17 protein-coding genes and 1 tRNA gene are annotated in these 21,376 nt (G+C 70.9%); 9 read left to right on the forward strand and 9 right to left on the reverse strand.

Features of this window, described 5'->3' with window-relative positions; genetic code table 11:
• Nucleotide 1 precedes the first annotated feature (1 nt).
• The 3 genes from cydD to ACN20J_RS25420 all read left to right on the forward strand — a co-directional run bounded on the left by cydD (nucleotide 2) and on the right by ACN20J_RS25420 (nucleotide 6,476).
• Nucleotides 2-3,502, forward strand: coding sequence for a thiol reductant ABC exporter subunit CydD (gene cydD, locus ACN20J_RS25410; protein WP_419666870.1), 3,501 nt, complete (start codon nucleotides 2-4; stop codon nucleotides 3,500-3,502).
• Nucleotides 3,503-3,587: 85 nt separating this feature from the next.
• Nucleotides 3,588-5,249: a GAF domain-containing sensor histidine kinase gene (locus ACN20J_RS25415; RefSeq protein WP_189841566.1), complete on the forward strand. Its 1,662-nt coding sequence runs from the start codon at nucleotides 3,588-3,590 to the stop codon at nucleotides 5,247-5,249.
• 180 nt (nucleotides 5,250-5,429) lie between these two features.
• The gene (locus ACN20J_RS25420) at nucleotides 5,430-6,476 is read left to right on the forward strand and encodes a M23 family metallopeptidase (RefSeq protein ID WP_419666871.1); all 1,047 of its coding nucleotides are present in this window, start codon (nucleotides 5,430-5,432) and stop codon (nucleotides 6,474-6,476) included.
• Between the two features lie 148 nt (nucleotides 6,477-6,624).
• Here the strand turns inward: ACN20J_RS25420 and ACN20J_RS25425 are convergent, their stop codons facing one another.
• The 7 genes from ACN20J_RS25425 to ACN20J_RS25455 all read right to left on the reverse strand — a co-directional run bounded on the left by ACN20J_RS25425 (nucleotide 6,625) and on the right by ACN20J_RS25455 (nucleotide 14,084).
• Nucleotides 6,625-7,512: a Cof-type HAD-IIB family hydrolase gene (locus ACN20J_RS25425; protein WP_189841568.1), complete on the reverse strand. Its 888-nt coding sequence runs from the start codon at nucleotides 7,510-7,512 to the stop codon at nucleotides 6,625-6,627.
• Between the two features lie 215 nt (nucleotides 7,513-7,727).
• Complete coding sequence (locus ACN20J_RS25430) at nucleotides 7,728-8,642, reverse strand: LLM class flavin-dependent oxidoreductase (RefSeq protein ID WP_419666872.1); 915 nt, start codon at nucleotides 8,640-8,642, stop codon at nucleotides 7,728-7,730.
• 207 nt (nucleotides 8,643-8,849) lie between these two features.
• Nucleotides 8,850-9,398: an RNA 2'-phosphotransferase gene (locus tag ACN20J_RS25435; protein WP_419666873.1), complete on the reverse strand. Its 549-nt coding sequence runs from the start codon at nucleotides 9,396-9,398 to the stop codon at nucleotides 8,850-8,852.
• A 122-nt stretch (nucleotides 9,399-9,520) separates the two neighbouring features.
• Nucleotides 9,521-10,465, reverse strand: coding sequence for a MerR family transcriptional regulator (locus ACN20J_RS25440; RefSeq protein WP_189841571.1), 945 nt, complete (start codon nucleotides 10,463-10,465; stop codon nucleotides 9,521-9,523).
• Nucleotides 10,466-10,531: 66 nt separating this feature from the next.
• Nucleotides 10,532-11,455, reverse strand: coding sequence for a metal-dependent hydrolase (locus ACN20J_RS25445; protein WP_364188015.1), 924 nt, complete (start codon nucleotides 11,453-11,455; stop codon nucleotides 10,532-10,534).
• Nucleotides 11,452-13,206 (reverse strand): SDR family oxidoreductase, encoded by a 1,755-nt coding sequence (locus ACN20J_RS25450; protein ID WP_419666874.1) that lies wholly within the window; start codon nucleotides 13,204-13,206, stop codon nucleotides 11,452-11,454. The genes ACN20J_RS25445 and ACN20J_RS25450 overlap by 4 nt, the downstream gene beginning before the upstream one ends.
• The gene (locus ACN20J_RS25455; protein ID WP_362296715.1) at nucleotides 13,203-14,084 is read right to left on the reverse strand and encodes a M24 family metallopeptidase; all 882 of its coding nucleotides are present in this window, start codon (nucleotides 14,082-14,084) and stop codon (nucleotides 13,203-13,205) included. The genes ACN20J_RS25450 and ACN20J_RS25455 overlap by 4 nt, the downstream gene beginning before the upstream one ends.
• A 364-nt stretch (nucleotides 14,085-14,448) precedes the next feature.
• Between ACN20J_RS25455 and ACN20J_RS25460 the strand changes: the two genes are divergently transcribed.
• The 6 genes from ACN20J_RS25460 (at nucleotide 14,449) to ACN20J_RS25485 (ending at nucleotide 18,819) form a co-directional block, all read left to right on the forward strand.
• A complete protein-coding gene (locus ACN20J_RS25460) occupies nucleotides 14,449-15,444 on the forward strand; it encodes an ABC transporter ATP-binding protein (protein WP_361888286.1) in 996 nt (331 codons plus the stop codon).
• Nucleotides 15,434-16,375, forward strand: a complete 942-nt coding sequence (locus ACN20J_RS25465) for an ABC transporter permease (protein ID WP_419666875.1) — start codon at nucleotides 15,434-15,436, stop codon at nucleotides 16,373-16,375. The genes ACN20J_RS25460 and ACN20J_RS25465 overlap by 11 nt, the downstream gene beginning before the upstream one ends.
• Nucleotides 16,372-17,283 carry an ABC transporter ATP-binding protein gene (locus tag ACN20J_RS25470; protein ID WP_189841576.1) on the forward strand — a complete coding sequence of 304 codons (912 nt, stop codon included), beginning with the start codon at nucleotides 16,372-16,374 and terminating at the stop codon, nucleotides 17,281-17,283. Before ACN20J_RS25465 ends, ACN20J_RS25470 begins: the two co-directional genes overlap by 4 nt.
• Before the next feature lie 9 nt (nucleotides 17,284-17,292).
• The gene (locus tag ACN20J_RS25475; protein ID WP_189841577.1) at nucleotides 17,293-18,012 is read left to right on the forward strand and encodes an ABC transporter permease; all 720 of its coding nucleotides are present in this window, start codon (nucleotides 17,293-17,295) and stop codon (nucleotides 18,010-18,012) included.
• 147 nt (nucleotides 18,013-18,159) lie between these two features.
• Entirely contained in the window at nucleotides 18,160-18,423 is a 264-nt protein-coding gene (locus ACN20J_RS25480) for a hypothetical protein (RefSeq protein ID WP_189841578.1), read from the forward strand.
• Nucleotides 18,424-18,732: 309 nt separating this feature from the next.
• Nucleotides 18,733-18,819 (forward strand) — tRNA-Ser (locus ACN20J_RS25485).
• Nucleotides 18,820-19,007: 188 nt separating this feature from the next.
• On the opposite strand, the gene ACN20J_RS25490 is transcribed toward ACN20J_RS25485, so the two are convergent.
• Together ACN20J_RS25490 and serS are read right to left on the reverse strand one after the other, a co-directional pair.
• Nucleotides 19,008-19,871 (reverse strand): HAD family hydrolase, encoded by an 864-nt coding sequence (locus tag ACN20J_RS25490; RefSeq protein WP_419668949.1) that lies wholly within the window; start codon nucleotides 19,869-19,871, stop codon nucleotides 19,008-19,010.
• A 17-nt stretch (nucleotides 19,872-19,888) separates the two neighbouring features.
• Nucleotides 19,889-21,166, reverse strand: a complete 1,278-nt coding sequence (serS, locus tag ACN20J_RS25495) for a serine--tRNA ligase (protein ID WP_189841580.1) — start codon at nucleotides 21,164-21,166, stop codon at nucleotides 19,889-19,891.
• Nucleotides 21,167-21,376 lie beyond the last annotated feature (210 nt).

Consider the following 21,376-nt stretch of genomic DNA (forward strand, 5'->3'; position numbering starts at 1 on the left):
CGTGAAACCGATCGACCCGCGACTGCTGCGCTACGCCCGCGCCACCCGCCTGTTCCTGATCGCGGTTGTCGGTCTGGGAGTTGTGGGTGCGGGGCTGGTCATCGCCCAGGCGATGCTCATCGCCGAGGTGGTGGTCGGTGCCTTCCAGCACGAACTGTCGGTTGCCGAACTGCGCACGCCGCTCCTGCTGTTGGCGGCGGTCGCGGTCGGTAGGGCGTGTGTCTCCTGGCTCACCGAACTCGCCGCACACCGGGCGAGCGCGGCGGTCAAGTCGGAGCTGCGGAGGCGGTTGCTGGAACGTGCCGGTGCCCTCGGCCCCGGCTGGCTCAGCGGGCAGCGGACCGGTTCGCTGGTCGCGCTCGCCACCCGCGGGGTCGATGCGCTGGACGACTATTTCTCGCGCTATCTCCCGCAGTTGGGCCTCGCGGTGGTCGTGCCGGTGGCGGTGCTCGCGCGGATCGTCACCGAGGACTGGGTGTCGGCGGCGATCATCGTCGGCACCCTGCCGCTCATCCCGGTCTTCATGATGCTCATCGGTTGGGTCACCCAGTCCCAGATGGACCGTCAGTGGCGGTTGCTGTCACGGCTCTCGGGCCACTTCCTGGACGTGGTCGCGGGACTGCCCACACTCAAGGTGTTCGGCCGGGCCAAGGCACAGGCCGACTCGATCCGCCGGATCACCGGGGACTACCGGCAGGCGACCATGCGCACCCTGCGGATCGCCTTCATCTCGTCCTTCGCGCTGGAACTGCTCGCCACGATCTCGGTCGCCCTGGTCGCGGTGACCATCGGAATGCGGCTCGTCCACGGCGAGATGTCGCTCTACGACGGCCTGGTCGTCCTCATCCTCGCGCCCGAGGCCTATCTGCCGCTGCGGCAGGTGGGGGCGCAGTATCACGCGGCGGCAGAGGGGCTGTCCGCCGCCGAGGAGATCTTCGAGGTACTGGAGACACCGGAGCCGACGTCCGGGACCGGCGCGGTGCCGCCCTCGGGAGGGGTGCGCTTCGATGGAGTGAAGGTCCGGTTCCCGGGGCGGTCCTCGGACGCGGTGTCGGACGTGTCGTTCGCGGTCGACCCCGGGGAGACGGTGGCACTCGTCGGGCCCAGCGGAGTGGGCAAGTCGACGCTGTTGAACGTGCTGTTGGGATTCGTGGAACCCACGTCGGGGCGGGTGCTTGTCGGGGGAGCCGATCTCACCGAGACCTCCCTGGAGGAGTGGCGCTCACAGGTCGCTTGGGTGCCGCAGCGGCCCCATTTGTATGCCGGGTCCGTCGCCGAGAACGTACGGCTGGCGCGGCCGGACGCCGACGACTCCGCGGTGCGGCGGGCGCTGTCCGATGCCGGGGCTCTTGAATTCGTGGACGCGCTGCCCGAGGGCGTACGGACGGTACTGGGTGAGGAAGGTGCCGGGCTCTCCGCCGGGCAGCGTCAACGGCTCGCCCTGGCAAGGGCGTTCCTCGCGGACCGGCCGGTGCTGCTGCTCGACGAGCCGACGGCTTCGCTGGACGGGGCGACCGAGGCCGAGGTCGTGGAGGCGGTCAGGCGTCTGGCCGTGGGGCGGACCGTGCTGCTCGTCGTCCACCGGCCCGCGCTGCTGGACGTGGCGGACCGGGTCGTGCGACTGGAGCCGGAGACGCCCGTCGCGGTGGACGGCTCCATGGGCCCCGGCAGCGGCAAGGAGCTTCGGACCGACGTGGTGGGCGCGCTGCCCGCGGGCGGTGAGGAAGAGGCGACTCTGCTCCCAGAGGGGCGGGAAGGCGTACTGGCGCGGGTGCGTGCCATGGCCGGGCCTCGGCGCGGGCGGCTGGTGCTTGCCGTCCTGCTCGCGAGTCTCGCGCTCGGCAGTGCCGTCGGCCTCATGGCCACCTCCGGCTGGCTGATCTCCAGGGCCTCCCAGCAGCCGCCCGTGCTCTATCTGATGGTCGCCGTGACGGCGACGCGGGCGTTCGGAATCGGGCGGGCCGTCTTCCGCTATGCCGAGCGGCTCGTGTCGCACGACGCGGTGCTGCGGATGCTCGCCGACACCCGGGTCGCCGTCTACCGGCGCCTCGAACGGCTCGCGCCCGCCGGGCTGCGTACCGCTCGCCGCGGTGATCTGCTCTCGCGACTCGTCGCCGACGTCGACGCGTTGCAGGACTACTGGCTCCGCTGGCTGCTGCCCGCCGCGGCTGCCGCTGCCGTGTCCGCCGGATCGGTCGGGTTCACGGCCTGGCTGCTGCCGGAGGCAGGGGCCGCCCTCGCGCTCGGGCTGCTCGCCGCCGGGGTGGGCGTCCCGCTGGTGACCGGTGCCGTCGCACGCCGTGCGGAGCGCCGGCTGGCCCCGGCACGCGGGGTGCTGGCGACCCGGGTGGCCGATCTGCTCACGGGCACGGCCGAGTTGACGGTCGCGGGTGCGCTGCCCGCGCGCACCGCCGAGGCGCGACGGGCCGACGGCGAGCTGACCCGTATCGCCTCGCGCGCCGCCACCGCCACCGCGCTCGGCGACGGGCTCATCGCGCTGGTCTCCGGACTCACCGTCGCGGCCACCTCCCTCGTCGGCGCCCAGGCGGTCCTGGACGGGCGGCTCAGCGGCGTGGCGATGGCCGTCGTCGTCCTCACCCCGCTCGCCGCCTTCGAGGCCGTCCTGGGGCTGCCGCTCGCGGTCCAGTACCGCCAGCGGGTGCGCAAGAGCGCGGAGCGCGTCTACGAGGTGCTCGACGCGCCCGAGCCCGTACGTGAACCGGAGAAGCCGTTGGAGGCGCCCGGGTCGCCGTTCCCCGTCGTGGTGAAGGGCCTGGCCGCCCGGCACGCCGGACAGGAGCGGGATGCCCTTGCCGGGGTCGACCTGACCCTCGAACGCGGACGTCGCACTGCTGTGGTGGGGACGTCCGGGGCGGGCAAGACGACCCTCGCCCAGGTGTTGCTGCGGTTCCTGGATGCGGATGCCGGGACGTACACGCTGGGCGGCGTCGACGCGTACGGCATGGACGGTGACGACGTACGGCGGCTGGTCGGGCTGTGCGCGCAGGACGCCCATCTCTTCGACAGTTCGGTACGGGAGAACCTGCTGCTCGCTCGCAAGGACGCCACCGAATCCGCGCTGCGGGACGTGCTGGGGCGAGTCCGGTTGCTCGACTGGGTCGACGGGCTGCCCGACGGGCTGGACACGTTGATCGGGGAGCACGGGGCGCGGATGTCAGGGGGGCAGCGGCAGCGGCTCGCTCTGGCGCGGGCGTTGCTCGCGGACTTTCCCGTGCTCGTTCTCGACGAGCCCGCGGAGCATCTCGATCTGGCGACCGCCGATGCGCTCACCGCCGATCTGCTCGCCGCGACCGAGGGGCGTACGACGTTGTTGATCACGCATCGGCTGGCGGGTCTTGAGGCGGTCGACGAGGTGATCGTGCTGGACGACGGGTGTGTGGTGCAGCGGGGGGCGTACGGGGAGTTGGTGCGTGGGGAGGGGGCGTTGCGGGGGATGTTCGAGCGGGAGAGCCGGACGGAGTTGCTGGCCGCTGTGCGGTGAGCGCCACCAAGAAAGCCGGGCAGCCGTGCGCTCGGTGAGGAGGGTTCGGCTTTCCTTCACAAAAGGGACTAATTAGGCTCTGTGTATGCCAGTCGTGTCGAGCCCCGGTGGTGCCCCGGATTCTGATGACGTGCCGCGGTTGCTGGAGGCGATGCGGGCGGTGGGGAGTGGGCTTGAGCTGCGGTCCACGTTGGAGCGGATCTGTGGGACCGCGGCGGAGCTGGCGGACGCGCGGTACGCGGCGATCGGGGTGGCGGCGGAGGACGGGGGCGGGCTCGCCGAGTTCGTGTACCAGGGGGTCGACGGGGAGACGGCCCGGCTGATCGGGCGGCTCCCGGACGGGCACGAGGGTCTCCTCGGGGCGCTCCTCCGCGACCCCGAACCCGTGCGGCTCGCAGAGCTGACGGAGGATCCCCGGTCGTGCGGGTTTCCGGAGCACCATCCGCGGATGCGCGGTTTCCTGGGGGTCCCCATTCACGTGCAGGGGGAGATCTTCGGCAACCTCTACCTGGCCGAGAAGCGCGGCGGAGAGCCGTTCGACGACCACGACCTCGACATGGTGCGCGTGCTGGCCGGGGAGGCGGGCATCGCCATCGGGAACGCGCGTCTGTACGAGGCCGCCAAGCAGCGCGAGCGCTGGATCGACGGATCCGTGGCCGTCACGACCGCGCTCCTGTCCGGCGGGGACGCCGACGAAGCCCTTCAGGTGGTCGCCGAACAGGCCCGCCGGCTCTCCGACTCGGCCGCCGGACTCGTACTGCTGCCCGCCGCCGAGGGCGGTCTGGAGATCGTCGCCGTGGCGTCCGAGCGGCCGTCGAAGGCGCTGGGTCTCGTCGTGCCGGCCGAGAACGAGGTCGTGGGCGAACTCCTCGCGGGAGAAGCCGTGTTCGTCGAGGACGCGGCAACCGACCCACGCATGCTCAGCGACCTCTCCGGCGGCTACGGCCCGACGATGCTGCTGCCCCTCCAGAGCGGCGGCCGAGTCCTGGGAACCCTCGTCATGGCGCGCGCCGAGGGTGCACGGGCGTTCTCGGAGACCGAGCGCAACCTGGCGACGCAGTTCGCCTCGCAGGCCGCTCTGGCGCTGATGATGGCGGAGGTGCAGCGCGACCGGGAGCGGCTCGCGGTCTACGAGGACCGCGACCGGATCGCCCGCGACCTGCACGACCTCGTCATCCAGCGGCTGTTCGCCACCGGGATGATGCTGGAGAGCGCCCAGCGGAGGTCCGCGGTGCCGGAGGTGCGGCAGGGCGTCGGCAAGGCGGTCGACGAACTCGACGTCACCATCCAGGAGATCCGCACCGCCATCTTCGCGCTCCAGCAGGAGCCGGCCGAGGTGACGACAGGGCTGCGGACACGCGTGCTGCGCGAGATCAACATGGCCGCCGTGCCGCTCGGCTTCAAGCCGTCGCACCACTTCGTCGGTCCCGTCGACCTGGTGGTCGGCGAACTCACGGCCAAGAACCTCATCGCGGCCCTCCGCGAGGCCCTGTCCAACGCCTTCCGGCACGCGGGGGCGTCCCGTATCGACGTCACCGTGGACGCGACCGTACAACTGCCGGACGGACGGCCCGGCGTACGGCTGACCGTCACGGACGACGGCGTCGGCATCCCCGAGGGCGGGCGGCGCAGCGGGCTCAAGAACCTGGCGCGACGGGCGGAGTCGTTGGGCGGGGACAGTTGGTACGGGCCGGGCAGCGGTGAGAACGGCGGTGGCGCCTCGGTGGTGTGGGAGGCGCCGTACTGAATGACCCCGGGTGCGGTCGGCCGGTCCGCGGTGCGGGCAGCCGCGGCAAGGCGGCCCGCCGAAGTTCCCTGAGCCAGGCCCCTGTTCGGCTCAGTGGAATGGTCCATCCGTGACAACCGGTCCCCCAGGTGTACGACTTGAACAGGACCGGAGCCGCTTGAGCGCGACACGATCGATGGCATGCGCTCACGTCGTCACCATCCCCTGCTCGTCCCCGTGCTGCTGTGCGCGCTGGCCGTCCTGATCGCCCGGCCCACCTCGGCCACGGGAGCCTCCGACACCCCGGGCGGCCTGAGCGCCGAGGTGGTGCGGCTGTACGACGAGGCGTCCCTGGCGACGCAGCAGTACGAGTCGGGCCGCCGGGAGGCGAACGTGCAGCGGGGCCGGGCGCAGCGCCTGGAGCGGCTCCTCGCGCGTGAGCGGCAGGACATCGCCGCGCTGCACGGAGACCTCGGCCGGATCGCGCGCGCCCAGTACCGCAGCGGCGGCGGACTCCCGCACACCGTGCAGATACTGCTCGCGGACAGTCCCGACGAGCTGATGCGCGGTCAGCGTGCGGTCTGGCAGGCGGATCTGGCGGTCAACAACGCCGTCACCAAGAGCCGCAGGGCCGAGGCACGGCTCGCCGCCGACGAGGAGAAGGCGGCGTCGGCCTGGCAGACGCTGGAGCGGCGCAACGGCGAACTCGCCAAGATCAAGCGGGGGATCGAGAAGAAGCTGGAAGAGGCCCAGTGGACGCTCCAGGGGCAGGCGGATGCCTCGGTCGCCGCCGGTGCGTGCCGGGGCGCGGTCCGTCTCGACCAGCCGCGAACGCGCTTCATCCAGCCGTGGGTCGCGCCGGTGGAGACGTACGAACTCTCCTCGGGCTTCGGCAGCGGCGGTGATCGCTGGGCGAGCCGGCACACCGGGCAGGACTTCGCGGTGGACATCGGCACGCCGGTGCGGTCGGTGGGCGCGGGCCGGGTGGTGAAGGTGTCGTGCGGCGGGGCGTTCGGGATCGAGGTCGTGGTGAAACACGCGGGGGGCTATTACACGCAGTACGCCCACCTGGCCGCCGTCACCGTGGAACAGGGACAGCGGGTCGCCGCGGGGCAGTGGGTCGGCCAGTCGGGCACGACCGGCAACTCGACCGGGCCGCATCTGCACTTCGAGGTACGTCTGACGCCTCAGCTGGGATCGGGAGTCGATCCGCGGGAGTGGCTGGCCACGCGTGGGGTTCGGCTGTAGATCGAGGTCCAGGAGAGGGCCGGTAGAGCGAGCTGGTCAAGTGAGCTAGTTAAGAAGGCTAGTAAGGGGCGGGCGCCTGGATGCCGTCCCTTACCGACGTTCCGCGAGTGCCCGCTCGACTGTTGCCGCTCGGCGAGTGTCCGGTCGACTACTGGCGTTCCGCGAGTATCCGCTCGATCACGACGGCCACCCCGTCCTCGTTGTTGGCGACCGTACGACCGGAGGCTGCCGCGATCACGTCGGGGTGGGCGTTGCCCATCGCGTAGGACGTGCCGGCCCAGGTGAGCATCTCCACGTCGTTGGGCATGTCACCGAAGGCGACGACCTCCTCGTGCGAGATGCCGCGCTCGGCGCAGCACAGCGCGAGCGTGCTGGCCTTGGAGACGCCGGGGCCGCTGATCTCCAGGAGCGCGCTCGGGCTGGAACGGGTGACGTTGGCCCGGTCGCCGATGGCCAGGCGGGCCGTCATGAGGAAGTCGTCCGGGGCGATCTCGTGGTGGAAGGCGAGGATCTTGAGCACGGGCTCGTCGGCACCGGGCGCGTCCGGCGCCAGGAGCTTCTCGGCGGGCGCGAGGGTGTCCGGGGTCTCCATGTGCAGCTTCGGATACGCCGGCTCCTGGTAGAAGCCGTACGTCTGCTCGATGGCGAACACGGTCCCCGGCGCGGCGTCGCGGAGCAGTCGCACCGCGTCGAGCGCGTTCTCCCGCGCCAGCTCGCGGACCTTGACGAAGCGGTGAGCGCCCGGGCCGCCGTGCAGGTCGACCACGGCGGCGCCGTTCCCGCAGATGGCGAGGCCGTGACCGTGGACATGGTCGCTGACGACGTCCATCCAGCGGGCGGGGCGTCCGGTCACGAAGAAGACCTCGATGCCGGCCTCCTCGGCGGCGGCCAGGGCGGCGATCGTGCGCGGCGAGACGGACTTGTCGTCGCGCAGCAGGGTGCCGTCGAGATCCGTGGCGATCAGCCGGGGCGGGAGAGTGGAGGCCGGGTTCCCGGGCCGTCGGGTCGCTGAGGTCACTTCCTCATTCTCCCGCATATGCGTGCACGGGCGTGCGGCGGTCCGCACATGTGAGTGAGGAGTGCCCTCACCTGCAGCTTTGCCAACCCGGGGCTGAGGCGGGGCCTCCTTGAGGGAGGCCTGCGGAGGACCGCCGAAGCGGCCGCCGCGTGAGTCACCGGAGCTGGCCCAAGCCGTCCGCCGGAGCCGGCCCAGCGGTGTCCGTCCACCCGAGCCAGGCGTCGGACAGCGCTTCAGCCGAGCTGCCCCACCGCCTCCATCGCGATCTGCTCGAACACCTTCTCGTCCGCGGCGAAGTCCGGGTAGTCCGGGACGGGCCAGTGGATCACGATGTCGGTGAAGCCCAGCTCCATGTGCCGACCCGCGAAGTCGACGAACGCGTCGAGGGACTCCAGCGGACGTGCGCGGTCCGGGGTGAAGCCGGTGAGCAGGACCTTGTCGAGCTCGTTCACGTCACGGCCGACCGTCTCGCACGCGGTGGCCAGCTTCTCGACCTGTCCGCGAATGGCCTGAACCGACTGCTCGGGCGTGCCCGTCTCGAACAGCTTCGGGTCGCCCGTCGTCACCCACGCCTGCCCGTACCCGGCGGCGAGCTTCAGCCCGCGCGGCCCGGTGGCGGCCACCGCGAAGGGCAGCCGGGGGCGCTGGACGCATCCGGGGATGTTGTACGCCTCGCGCGCCGAGTAGAAGGTGCCGTCGTAGGAAACGGAGTCCTCGGTGAGCAGCCGGTCGAGCAGCGGTACGAACTCGCCGAAGCGGTCGGCCCGCTCGCGCGGCGTCCACGGCTCCTCGCCGCTCTTCAGCAGCGTCGTGGCGTCGAAGCCGGAGCCGCCCGCGCCGATGCCCAGCGTGATCCGGCCACCGGAGATGTCGTCGAGCGCGATCAGTTCCTTGGCGAGGGTCACCGGATGCCGGAAGTTCGGGGAGGTCACCAGCGTGCCGAGGCGCAGCCGGTCGGTGGCTCCCGCGGCGGCGGTGAGCGTCGGAACCGCCCCGTACCAGGGCCCCTCGCGGAACGTCCGCCACGACAGATGGTCGTACGTGAAAGCGGTGTGGAACCCGAGCTGCTCGGCGCGCTGCCATGCGGAACGCCCTCCCTCGTGCCAGCGGAGGTACGGCAGGATCACGGTGCTCAGGCGCAGACTCATGCCTCAGAGCCTAAGCGGAGCCGCGGGGCGCACCCCAAACGGCCGGTGAGCGGGGCCGGGCCCGGACAAGCCCGCGGGGGATGGGGCCGGACCAGCCCGCGGCGGTGGGGCCGGGCAAGCCCACAGAGCCGGGCAAGCCCACGGAGCCGGGCCGGACTAACCCGCGGCGACGGGCCCGGACAAGCCCGCGGGGACAGCCCCCGCCGATCAGTGCGCGCCCGGAAACCGCAGGTAGCGCGCGGGCACGGCCGCCGTGAGCCAGACCCCGTTGGCGCTCACCCGGAACTCGTGGCCGTCGCGGTGCATGGCGGCGGCGTCCACGGAGAGCACGACGGGACGGCCGCGGCGGGCGCCGACACGGGTCGCGGTCTCGCGGTCGGGCGAGAGGTGCACGTCGTGCCGGTTCATCGGCCGCAGCCCCTCGGCGCGGATCGCGTCCAGGCTGCGGCCGACGGTCCCGTGGTAAAGGTGCGCGGGCGGGGTCGCCGCCGCCAGGCCCAGGTCGACCTCGACGGAGTGGCCCTGGCTGGCGCGGATCCGCGAGCCCTCGATCGCGAAGCGCCGCTTGTCGTTGTTCGCGACCACGTGGTCGAGCTCGTCCCGGGTGAACCGGAAGCCGTGCGCCTCCGCCGCGGCCATGAGCGTCTCGATCTCGACCCAGCCGCCCTCGTCGAGCGTCAGCCCGATCCGCTCGGGCTGATGCCGCAGATGCTTCGAGAGGTACTTCGACACCTTCACGGTGCGTCTTTCGTCCATCCCGCCAGAGTGCCTGGCGAGACGCTCGTCACGCATTTGATTTTGACCCGGAGGTTTGATCCACAGCCAAATGCGTTATCCACAGGGCTAGTTGGAGAATCTGTGGACAACTCGCCGACGCTTTACGACGGTTCGTCAACTTTCCCGGGCTCAGCATGATTTGCGGCGAGCGCGTCCAAGGCACGGGCCCTGACCTCCCGTTCGGCGGCCACGGCGATGAACTCGGCCGCCTTGTCCGAGCCGACGAGCCGTTCCACAGCGGCCATTGTGTCCGCGGGGACGGCCACGGATCGCGTCTCGTCCGCAGCAATCGGGGGCTGCTCCGCACCGAGGTGCCGGCGCAGATGCCGGTTGGCGAACATCCGCATGGCCCGGGCGAGTTCGGCGTCCACGGTCTGGCGTGCGAGCGGTCGCAGGCGTCGTACGAGCGCGGCTGCTTCGGCGGCATCCGCGTCGGTCGGCGGGTGCTCGCCGAGATAACGGGCGAAGACGTGCTCGCTGGTGAACTCCAGGAAGCGGGAGGCGATGTGCTCGACCTGGCCCCTCAACTCCCGCAGATGGCCCGAGATCGCGGACAGCGGAACGCCCGCCTCGTACAACTCCGCTGCCACGGCCAGCTCTTGGGGGCTCGGAACGAGGAACGTGTCCTCGTCCCCCGGAACGCGTTCGAGCACCCCGAGCTCGACGGCGTCGGCCACCGCCGTGTCGTCCGGGTGGCCGCCGAACCGCTCGTCCAGCTCGGCCCGGGAGATACGGACCGCCTCCTCGTCCGTCCACGGCCCGTCGACCTCCGCGACCAGGCCGAGCACGCCGCCGAGACCCCGGCCCGCGTCCCAGGCCTCCAGGAGCTCCTTGATCGAGGCCAGCGTGTAGCCGCGGTCCAGGAGGTCGGCGATCTGCCGCAGCCGGGCCAGATGGGCGTCCGAGTACACGTTGGCGCGGCCACGCCTCTCGGGCCGGGGGAGCAGCCCGCGGTCCTGGTAGGCACGGATCGTCCGGACCGTGGCACCGCTGTGGTGCGCCAGGTCCTCGATCCGGTACGCGACGCCGGCCGGCTCGTCGTCCACGGTCCCTGCCCTCCCGAGTCCTCGTCGCCACCCGACACCGCTGCCCGATGCCGCCACCCGCTGCCACTACCCGATCGCGGCTCTGCCGATCGCCCCCGCCGCCGTCCGGGCCGCGGGTGACCGCGCCAGATACTCGACCGCCCTGCGCATCGAACCCTCCTGCGAGGGATGGTACGAGCGCCGCAGATAGCGCGGCACGGCGGAGCCGAGCTCCTTCCACGTGGGCAACAGCCCCTTGCGCACCGCCCGGTTGTGCGCGCCGAGCGAGTAGCGCAGCCGCCCGGCCAGCCGCGGGTCGTGACGTATCAGGTAGGCGGCGCCCCACGCCCACATGTACAGCATCACGGGGGCCGTGACGGCCATGCCGGCGACCCTGCGTGCGTACCGGGGAAGGCCCTCGCCGCCGCAGTGCTGGTACATGTCGAAGGCGACCGCGCGGTGCTCCACCTCCTCCGCGCCGTGCCAGCGCAGCAGGTCGAGCATGACCTCGTCGGCCCCGGCGCGGTCGAGCCCTTCGGCGGCCAGCACCCAGTCGCCCAGGACGGCCGTGAACTGCTCGATCGCCGCGATCACCGAGAGCCGGAAGCGCAGCCACTCCGGTTCAGGTATCGGTGCGCCGAGCGGTGGGGTCTCGCCGAGGATCTTCTGGAAGAGGTAGTCGACGTGCTTCGTGTAGGCGGATGTGTCGAGGTCCTGTGCGGCGAGGTGGTCCAGCACGTACGAGTGCTGCACGCTGTGCGTCGCCTCCTGGCCCATGAACCCCTTGACGTCCTTGAGGAGTTCGGGGTCGCGGACCAGCGGGAGGCCCTCCTTGAAGACCTTCACGAACCACCGCTCCCCCGCCGGCAGCAGCAGGTGCAGCACGTTGATGACATGGGTCGCGGTCGGCTCGTCCGGTATCCAGTGGAGCGGGGTCTCCTCCCAGTCGAAGGACACCCGCCGCGGCGTGATCGGGTAGTGGTCGCTCACGGTGGTGCCTTCATCGGTCACAGGGGTGGCTCCATTCGTGCGATCGCGCGCAGCGCTCTCGGCGCGAAGCGGGACATGAGGCGGCCCCCGCGTGCCTCCGCGGTGACGGGCACCACGGCCTGGTTGCGGACGACCGAGCGCAGCACGGCCTCGGCGACCTTCTCCGGCGGGTAGTTGCGCAGCCCGTACAGCCGCGCGGACTTCTTCTGGCGCCGCTTCTCCTCGACGGCGTCGACGCCCGTGAAACGTGCGGTCGACGTGATGTTCGTGTTGATGAAGCCCGGGCAGATCGCCGTGACTCCGATGCCCTGCCCGGCCAGCTCGGCGCGTAGGCACTCGCTGAGCATGAGCACCGCCGCCTTCGAGGTGCTGTAGGCGGGCAGCGTCCGGGAGGGCAGATACGCGGCTGCCGACGCGGTGTTGACGATGTGGCCGCCCTGTCCGCGCTCGGCCATCTGCTTCCCGAAGAGCCGGCAGCCGTGGATCACGCCCCACAGGTTGACGTCGAGGACGTTCCGCCAGTCCTCCGCGGTGGTGTCGAGGAAGGAGCCGGACAGCCCGATCCCGGCGTTGTTCACCAGGACGTCGACCACCCCGTACTCCGCGGCGACCTTCTCGGCGAGCTTCTCCATGGCCTGCTCGTCGGAGACGTCGACCGTCTCGGCCCAGGCCTGGGGGGCGCCGATGAGCCGGGACAGCTCCGCGGTGCGGGCCGCGCTCTCCGCGTCCCGGTCGACGGCCACCACGCGCGCGCCGGCCTCGGCGAACGCGAAGACGGTGGCCCGCCCGATCCCGCTGCCCGCACCGGTGACCAGCACCAACTGCCCGCCGAAACGGTCGGCGTACGGGCCGGTCGCCGCCGGTGCGGTCCTCCCGCCCTCGGTGACGGTCACGAACTCGGTGATCCAGGCGGCCAGTTGGTCCGGCCGGGTACGCGGGACCCAGTGCTTGGCCGGGAGCGTGCGGCGCGTCAACTGCGGGGCCCACAGCTCCAACTCGTCGTAGAGCTTCTCCGAGAGGAACACATCCCCGAGCGGCGTGATGAGCTGCACGGGCGCGTGCGCGTACGCGTCGGCGCGCGGCCTGCACATTCGGGCCCGTACGTTGTCCCGGTACAGCCAGGCGCCGTGCGCGGCGTCCGTGGGCAGCGACGGGGTCGGATAGTCGCCCCCGGGGACCTTCTCCAGCCGCCGCAGGATCTTGGGCCACTGCTTGCCGAGGGGGCCGCGCCAGGCGAGTTCGGGCAGCACCGGGGTGTGCAGCAGGTACACGTACCAGGACTTGGCGCCCTGGCCGAGCAGTTGACCGACCCTGCGGGGCGTCGGGCGGGAGACACGCTTCTTGATCCAGTGCCCGAAGTGGTCGAGGGACGGTCCCGACATCGACGTGAAGGAGGCGATCCGCCCCTCGGTGCGCTTGACCGTGGTGAACTCCCAGGCCTGGACCGAGCCCCAGTCGTGACCCACCAGGTGGACCGGGCGGTCCGGGCTGACCGCGGCCGCGACGGCCAGGAAGTCGTCCGTCAGCTTCTCCAGCGTGAACCCGCCGCGCAGCGGTCGCGGCGCCGACGACCTGCCGTGGCCGCGCACGTCGTACAGCACGACATGGAAGTGCCCGGCCAGGCGCGCGGCGACCTCGGACCACACCTCCTTGGAATCCGGATAGCCGTGCACGAGCACCACCGTGGGCTGCGCAGGGTCGCCCAGCTCGGCGACACACAGCTCTACCCCGCCCGTACGAACCCAGCGCTCGCGCGCACCCTCAAGCGTCACTTGTCCTCCGCCCAGCGCCGCACGTGCGGCAGATCGTCATCCAGCCAGAAGGCGCCCTGCTCGGGGTCCTTGGAGTCGGTGACCACGAGGATCTCCTCGAACTTCGCGCCCGTACCCCGGAATCCGAGGTGCGGCTCGACCGCCCACAGGCCGGGCCGGGGAGGGTGGTCGGAGAACCTGTACGGCGACCACAGCGGGGACCAGCCGTCCCGGTGGCCGTGGATCGCGTCGCTCGCCAGGCCCTTGAGCGACTGCGTGCCGAACCCGAACAGATGCGGTGACCAGCGCCGCTCCCTGACCCGGTCGACCTTGTGCGCGATCACCCCGAAGGGATACGCCCGGTGCCGGTTCGCGTAGCCCTGACGGACCATGAGGCGGTCCACGTCCTGGTAGATCTCGCGCAGCGGGCGCCGCTCGCGCACCTCGCGCAGGATCAGCTCGCGGTGGGCCTCCAGGTCGGCGAGGAGCTTGTCCTGCAGGGGGTTGGGCCCCAGCGAGCCCGAGTACCCGATGTCCGCGGTGAAGCCCTTGTGGACCGGCGCCATGTCGAGGATGAACGGCATCCCCGCCTCCAGGCGCCGGTTGGTGGGGAAGAACTGCAGCGGGATCCGGAAGTCCACGAACGCCGTACGGTCCCCGAACCAGGCGAAGGGCAGATGGAACCAGTCCCGTACGCCGCGCTCGCGCAGCCACTCGCGCTGCATCCGCGCCGCCTCGCGCTCGGTCACGCCCGGCTTCAGCTGCGCCGCGACCGCCTCCGCGCATTCGTACGCGAGCCGCTGTACCTCTCTGAACCCCCGCAGTTCCGCGGTGAGTCCGCCGCCCTTCCCCGAAGAAGTCCCTGGTGAAGCCGCTGCCGCTGCCACTGCCGAGGTCATGCCACCGTCCGTCCCACGCCGACTGCCGTACACGCCCGCAACTTGACACTGATGAATGTGACAATTGTTGGAGGCTGCGTCAATAGGCGTGCACGCGACCTGTGGACAACCGGGCCGCTGTGGACAACCGGCCCCGACGGCCGACCCGACGGCCGATCCGATGGCGGGTCCGACGGCCGGTTCGATGACCGGCTCCATATGGACAATCGGGCCGAGACGGGCCCCGCGTGATGCCGTCCGTCCGCCGCCGGTTGTTCGACCTCAGGGGGACCCCTACGGGCCCGTAATACCCGAGAGGGACGCCGATACAGCTCCCAGGGTTGACGACCAGTGTGGTCTGCGCCACTACCTTCGAATTGTGACTGTGATCGCGACCGAAAGCCTGAGCAAGCGGTTCCCGAGGGTGACCGCTCTTGACCGGCTCTCCGTGGACGTCGGGCCCGGTGTGACCGGACTCGTCGGAGCCAACGGAGCCGGCAAGTCCACACTGATCAAGATCCTGCTGGGTCTGTCCCCCGCCACCGAGGGCCGCGCCGAAGTGCTCGGACTCGATGTCGCCACCAAGGGCGGTGACATCCGTGAGCGCGTCGGCTACATGCCGGAGCACGACTGTCTGCCGCCCGACGTCTCGGCCACCGAGTTCGTCGTCCACATGGCGCGCATGTCCGGCCTGCCCCCGACGGCGGCCCGCGAGCGCACCGCGGACACGCTGCGCCACGTCGGCCTCTACGAGGAGCGCTACCGCCCCATCGGCGGTTACTCGACGGGCATGAAGCAGCGCGTGAAACTCGCCCAGGCGCTGGTCCACGACCCGCAGCTGGTCTTCCTGGACGAGCCGACGAACGGCCTGGACCCGGTCGGCCGTGACGAGATGCTCGGCCTGATCCGGCGTATCCACACCGACTTCGGCATCTCCGTCCTGGTCACCTCGCACCTCCTCGGCGAGCTGGAGCGCACCTGCGACCACGTCGTGGTCGTCGACGGCGGCAAGCTCCTGCGGTCCAGCTCCACCACGGACTTCACGCAGAGCACGGCGATCCTCGCGATCGAGGTCACCGACACCGACGAGCACCCGGACGGCACCCACGCGGTGCGCGACGTGCTCCACGCGCGCGGGATCGAGACCCACGACGGCAGCGGACTGCCCGGCGCGGGCCACATCCTCCTGCTCACGGCGGAGGGCGAGGAGACGTACGACGTCGTACGGGACGTAGTCGCCGACCTGGGCCTCGGTCTGGTGCGCATGGAGCAGCGCAGGCACCACATCTCGGAGGTCTTCACGGACAGCGACGAGCAGGCCGAGAAGGCTCTCCAAGGCGGCGACGAACAGCGGAAGGAGGCGGTCGGCCATGGCGGTTGAGCAGCCCCCGGCACAGACCTCGGCCCAGGCCACGGCTCCGGCCCCGGCCCGTCCGGGCGAGCAGACCCGGATCCACAACATCGGCTACCGCAACTACGACGGCCCGCGCCTGGGCCGCGCGTACGCCCGCCGTTCGCTCTACTCGCAGTCCCTGCGCGGCGCCTACGGCCTCGGCCGCTCGGTGAAGTCCAAGGTGCTGCCGATGCTGCTCTTCGTGGTGATGTGCGTCCCCGCGCTGATCATGGTTGCGGTCGCCGTCGCCACCAAGGCGAAGGACCTGCCCGTCGACTACACGAGCTACGCGGTCATCATGCAGGCCGTCATCGGCCTGTACGTCGCCTCCCAGGGACCGCAGTCCGTCTCCCGGGACCTGCGCTTCAAGACCGTTCCGCTGTACTTCTCCCGCCCCATCGAGACCGCCGACTACGTCCGCGCCAAGTACGCGGCGCTGGCCTCGGCGCTGTTCATGCTCACCGCCGCACCGCTGCTCGTGCTGTACGTGGGCGCGCTGCTGGCCAAGCTCGACTTCACCGACCAGACCAAGGGTTTCGCACAAGGGCTCGTCTCCGTGGCACTGCTCTCTCTCCTCTTCGCCGGCATCGGCCTGGTCATCTCGGCGGTCACGCCCCGGCGCGGCTTCGGCATCGCCGCCGTCATCGCCGTACTGACCATCTCCTACGGAGCCGTCTCCACGGTCCAGGCCATCGCCCAGTCGCAGGACAGCACCTCGGCGATCCCATGGCTCGGCCTGTTCTCACCCATCACGCTCATCGACGGCGTGCAGACCGCCTTCCTCGGCGCGTCGTCCTCGTACCCCGGCGAGGTGGGGCCCTCGTCCGGACAGGGCGTCGTCTTCCTCCTCGTCACCCTGGGACTCATCGCCGGTTGCTACGGCCTGCTGATGCGCCGCTACCGAAAGGTCGGACTGTGACCACGCTCACCATCGACCACGTGTCGCGCTGGTTCGGCAACGTGGTGGCCGTCAACGACGTCACCATGACGATCGGCCCCGGCGTCACCGGCCTGCTCGGTCCGAACGGCGCGGGAAAGTCCACCCTCATCAACATGATGGGCGGCTTCCTGGCACCCTCCACGGGCAGCGTCACGCTCGACGGCCAGGCGACCTGGCGCAACGAACAGATCTACAAGCAGATCGGCATCGTCCCCGAGCGCGAGGCGATGTACGACTTCCTCACGGGCCGCGAATTCGTCGTCGCCAACGCCGAGTTGCACGGCCTCGGCGACAAGGCCGCCCAGCGGGCCCTCGCCACGGTCCAGATGGAGTACGCGCAGGACCGCAAGATCTCCACGTACTCAAAGGGCATGCGCCAGCGCGTGAAGATGGCCTCGGCGCTCGTCCACAACCCGTCCCTGCTGCTCCTGGACGAGCCCTTCAACGGCATGGACCCGCGCCAGCGCATGCAGCTGATGGACCTGCTGCGGCGCATGGGCGACGAGGGCCGTACGGTCCTCTTCTCGTCCCACATCCTCGAAGAGGTCGAGCAGCTCGCCTCGCACATCGAGGTGATCGTCGCCGGACGGCACGCGGCGAGCGGCGACTTCCGCCGGATCCGCCGCCTGATGACGGACCGCCCGCACCGCTACCTCGTGCGTTCCAGCGACGACCGAGCCCTCGCGGCAGCGCTCATCGCCGACCCGTCGACGTCCGGCATCGAAGTGGACCTCCAGGAGGGCGCGCTGCGCATCCAGGCGGTCGACTTCCCACGCTTCACGGCACTGCTGCCGCGGGTGGCCCGTGACCACGGCATCCGGCTGCTCACGGTCTCGCCGTCCGACGAGTCCCTCGAGTCCGTCTTCTCGTATCTCGTCGCGGCGTAGGAGGCCAAGATGTACGACCCCACAGTCGCCCGGCTCACCTACCGCGGCCTGCTCGGCCGCCGCCGGGCCCTCATCCTGGGCGCCCTGCCCGCCCTGCTGATCGTCATCTCGGTGGCCGTACGAGGCTTCACGGGCGCCGACGACCAAGTGGCCTCGGACGTCCTCGGCGGGTTCGCGCTCGCCACGATGGTGCCCATCATCGGCGTCATCGCGGGCACCGGCGCCATCGGCCCCGAGATCGACGACGGATCGGTCGTCTATCTGCTCGCCAAGCCGGTCAAGCGCCCCACGATCATCTTCACGAAGCTGATCGTCGCCATCGCCGTCACCATGGCGTTCTCGGCGATCCCGACGTTCCTCGCGGGAATGATCCTCAACGGCAACGGCCAGCAGATCGCCGTCGCCTACACGGTGGCCGCACTGGTCGCCTCCATCGCGTACGCCGCGATGTTCCTGCTCCTGGGCACCATCACGCGGCACGCGGTCGTCTTCGGACTCGTCTACGCCCTCGTGTGGGAGACCCTCTTCGGGTCGCTGGTCTCCGGGGCACGCACGCTCAGCGTCCAGCAGTGGTCCCTCGCCGTCGCCCAGAAGGTGTCCGGCGGCGACCTCGTCACGTCGGACGTCGGGCTGACCACGGGGACGGTGCTGCTGGTCGTGGTGACCGTCGCCGCCACCTGGTTCGCCGGGCAGAAGCTGCGGACGCTGACGCTGGCCGGCGAGGAGTAACCGCTCCGGGGAGTCGGGGCGGCTCCGCGCGCGCGTGACCGGCTTTCCGGGGGCACGCGCGCGTGGAGCCTCTTTTGATCTTGAGATCGGCTTTACACGCGGAACGGCACACTTGCTCAAGGGGATGCACAGCGAGGAGGAACGGGGATGGCAGCGCAGGCACCGAGGAGCGAAGGACAGGGCCCCGGCGACGGCCAGGGCCAGGAGGCGTCCGAGGACGTCTGGGACGAGCTGGTCCTGGACGACGACTTCATACGGTCCGCCGACACGGCCGAGCCGTCCGCGCGCGCCCGGATGCTCGCCGCCCGCTGGCGCGACGGCGGGCCCGACCCGCAGCCCTGGCGCTCCGACGAGCCGCCCGCGGGCTGGTTCTTCAGCAAGGCACGGCGCCGCAGGTGGCGTCGCCGGTAGCCCCGCCTCCTGGTCGCCCTCCCGTCGCCCCGGGCCGCCTTCCGCCAAGGGCCGCGCCCGGCCGGTGATTTATTCGGTGGCGTCCAACTCGGCGTACGGGCACAGTGGTTATGTCCGAGTCGCCGGGTTCCTTCGGCGCCACGATCTGGGAGAGGAGCGCGACGATGCCCGTCAGTAGCAGTTCGTCGAGCTCCCAGCAGGGCAGCCGGCGGGCTCCGGAGTAGTTACCCCTCCGTCGAGTCCGCCCCACACGGGGAGCTGCCCGGGGCGGCCGCTTCGAGCGCGCACATTGGCGCGGGCCGCCCACCCGGAGGATTGGCCGAGCGGTAAGGCACCGGCTTGCTAAGCCGTGGTCGGGGTTGACCCCCCGCGCGTGTTCGATCCACGCATCCTCCGCGAGACGCTGTCGCTGTGACTCGGCGGCGTTCGAGACACCGCTCCGCGACGAGATTCCCCGCCGCTCGCCGCTCGCCTCTTTCGCCCCTTCGGGGCGAGGCCCATCGCGTGCTGTCGCGTGCGCAGCCGGATTCTCCCGCAGCGCCGGGAGCGGTCTGGCAGCGGCGTCGGCGGCGTCGGCGCCGGCGTCAGCCGAGCAACCTCTCCAGCACCACCGCGATGCCGTCGTCCTCGTTCGACAACGTCATCTCGTCCGCGACGGCCTTGAGCTCCTCATGGGCGTTGGCCATCGCCACGCCATGGGCCGACCACGCGAACATCGGGATGTCGTTCGGCATGTCGCCGAAGGCGATCGTCTCGGCGGCCTTCACGCCCAGGCGGCGGGCCGCCAGGGAGAGGCCCGTGGCCTTGGACAGGCCGAGGGGGAGGATCTCGACGATGCCCTCGCCCGCCATCACGACGCTCACCAGGCCCCCGGCCGCCGCTCGTGCCGCAGCCGCCAGCTCGTCGTCGGTGAGTTCGGGATGCTGGATGTACATCTTGGTCAGCGGTGCGGCCCAGAGCTCCGCGACATCGGTGAACGGGACGGCCTTCAGCTGGCCCAGCACCCGGTAGCCGGGGCCGATCAGGACGTCCCCGTCGATGCCGTCGCGGCTCGCGGCGAGGGCCAGCGGGCCGACCTCCGCCTCGATCTTGGCCAGCGCGAGACCGGCCACCTGCCGGTCGAGGGTCACCGACGTGAGCAGGCGGTGCGCCCCGGCGTCGTACAGCTGCGCGCCCTGACCGCACACCGCGAGTCCCTCGTATCCGAGTTCGTCGAGGATGTGGCGTGTCCAGGGCACCGCGCGGCCGGTGACGACGAGGTGCGCTGCGCCCGCCGCGGTGGCCGCGGCGAGCGCCTCACGCGTGCGCTCCGAGACCGTGTCGTCGGAGCGCAGCAACGTTCCGTCGAGATCGGTCGCGACGAGCTTGTAGGGGAACGCCCCGGTCTCCCCGGTCGACGCGGTCGATCCGGTCGAGGCGGTCGATCCGGTCGATCCGGTCGAGGCCATGGACCCAGTGGTGCCGGTCACTTGGAGATCGGCTCCAGCACCTCACGGCCGCCCAGATACGGACGCAGCACCTCGGGAACCCGTACGGAACCGTCGGCCAGCTGGTGGTTCTCCAGGATCGCCACGATCGTGCGCGGGACGGCGCACAGCGTGCCGTTCAGCGTCGCGAGCGGCTGCACCTTCTTGCCGTCGCGCATGCGCACCGACAGTCGGCGGGCCTGGAAACCGTCGCAGTTCGAGGCCGACGTCAGTTCGCGGTACTTGCCCTGGGTCGGGATCCACGCCTCGCAGTCGAACTTGCGCGAGGCGGACGAGCCCAGGTCGGCCGACGCCACGTCGATGACCTGGAAGGGCAGTTCAAGCCCGGTCAGCCACTGCTTCTCCCACTCCAGGAGCCGCTGGTGCTCGTTCTCGGCGTCCTCGGGGTTGACGTACGAGAACATCTCGACCTTGTCGAACTGGTGCACGCGGAAGATGCCCCGCGTGTCCTTGCCGTACGTGCCGGCCTCGCGGCGGAAGCACGGCGAGAAGCCCGCGTAGCGCATGGGCAGCTTGTCGGCGTCGAGGATCTCGTCCATGTGGTACGCCGCGAGCGGGACCTCGGAGGTGCCGACCAGGTAGTAGTCGTCCTTCTCCAGGTGGTACACGTTCTCCGCGGCCTGGCCGAGGAAGCCGGTGCCCTCCATGGCGCGCGGGCGGACCAGCGCGGGGGTCAGCATCGGGATGAAGCCGGCCTCGGTGGCCTGCGCGATCGCCGCGTTGACGAGGGCGAGCTCGAGGAGCGCGCCGACACCCGTCAGGTAGTAGAAGCGCGAGCCGGACACCTTGGCGCCGCGCTCGACGTCGATGGCACCCAGCGCCTCGCCGAGCTCCAGGTGGTCCTTGGGCTCGAAGCCCTCGGCGCCGAAGTCGCGGATGGTGCCGTGCGTCTCCAGGACGACGAAGTCCTCCTCGCCGCCGACCGGGACGTCGGGGTGCACGAGGTTGCCGAGCTGGAGCAGGAGGCGCTTGGTCTCCTCGTCCGCCTCGTGCTGCTCGGCGTCGGCAGCCTTGACGTCGGCGGCGAGCTGGCCCGTCTTCTTGAGCAGCTCGGCCTTCTCGTCGGCGGACGCCTTGGAGATGAGCTTGCCGATGCTCTTCTGCTCGGAACGCAGCTCGTCGAAGCGGACGCCGGACGACCTGCGCCGCTCGTCGGCGGAGAGGAGGGCGTCGACAAGGGCGACGTCCTCTCCACGGGCGCGCTGGGAGGCGCGAACACGGTCGGGGTCCTCACGAAGCAGGCGAAGGTCAATCACCCCACAAGGCTACCGGTGCGGGGTTCCGACTCACGACCCGGTATTCCGTTCTGTCGCTTCTGTCATGTTTTGCGGGAATTGGTAAGGCGCTTCAATAGGCGTCAATGAAAGGGGCCCGCTCCCTGGAACGGGGCAGGTGGGATTCGGTCGGTTGACTCGATTCCCTTGTGGAGAACGGGACTTGAGAACTGGGTTGTCCACAGAAATCCA

The sequence above is a fragment of the Streptomyces sp. 2-1 genome (assembly GCF_048564895.1).
Taxonomy (GTDB): Bacteria; Actinomycetota; Actinomycetes; order Streptomycetales; family Streptomycetaceae; genus Streptomyces; species Streptomyces phaeochromogenes.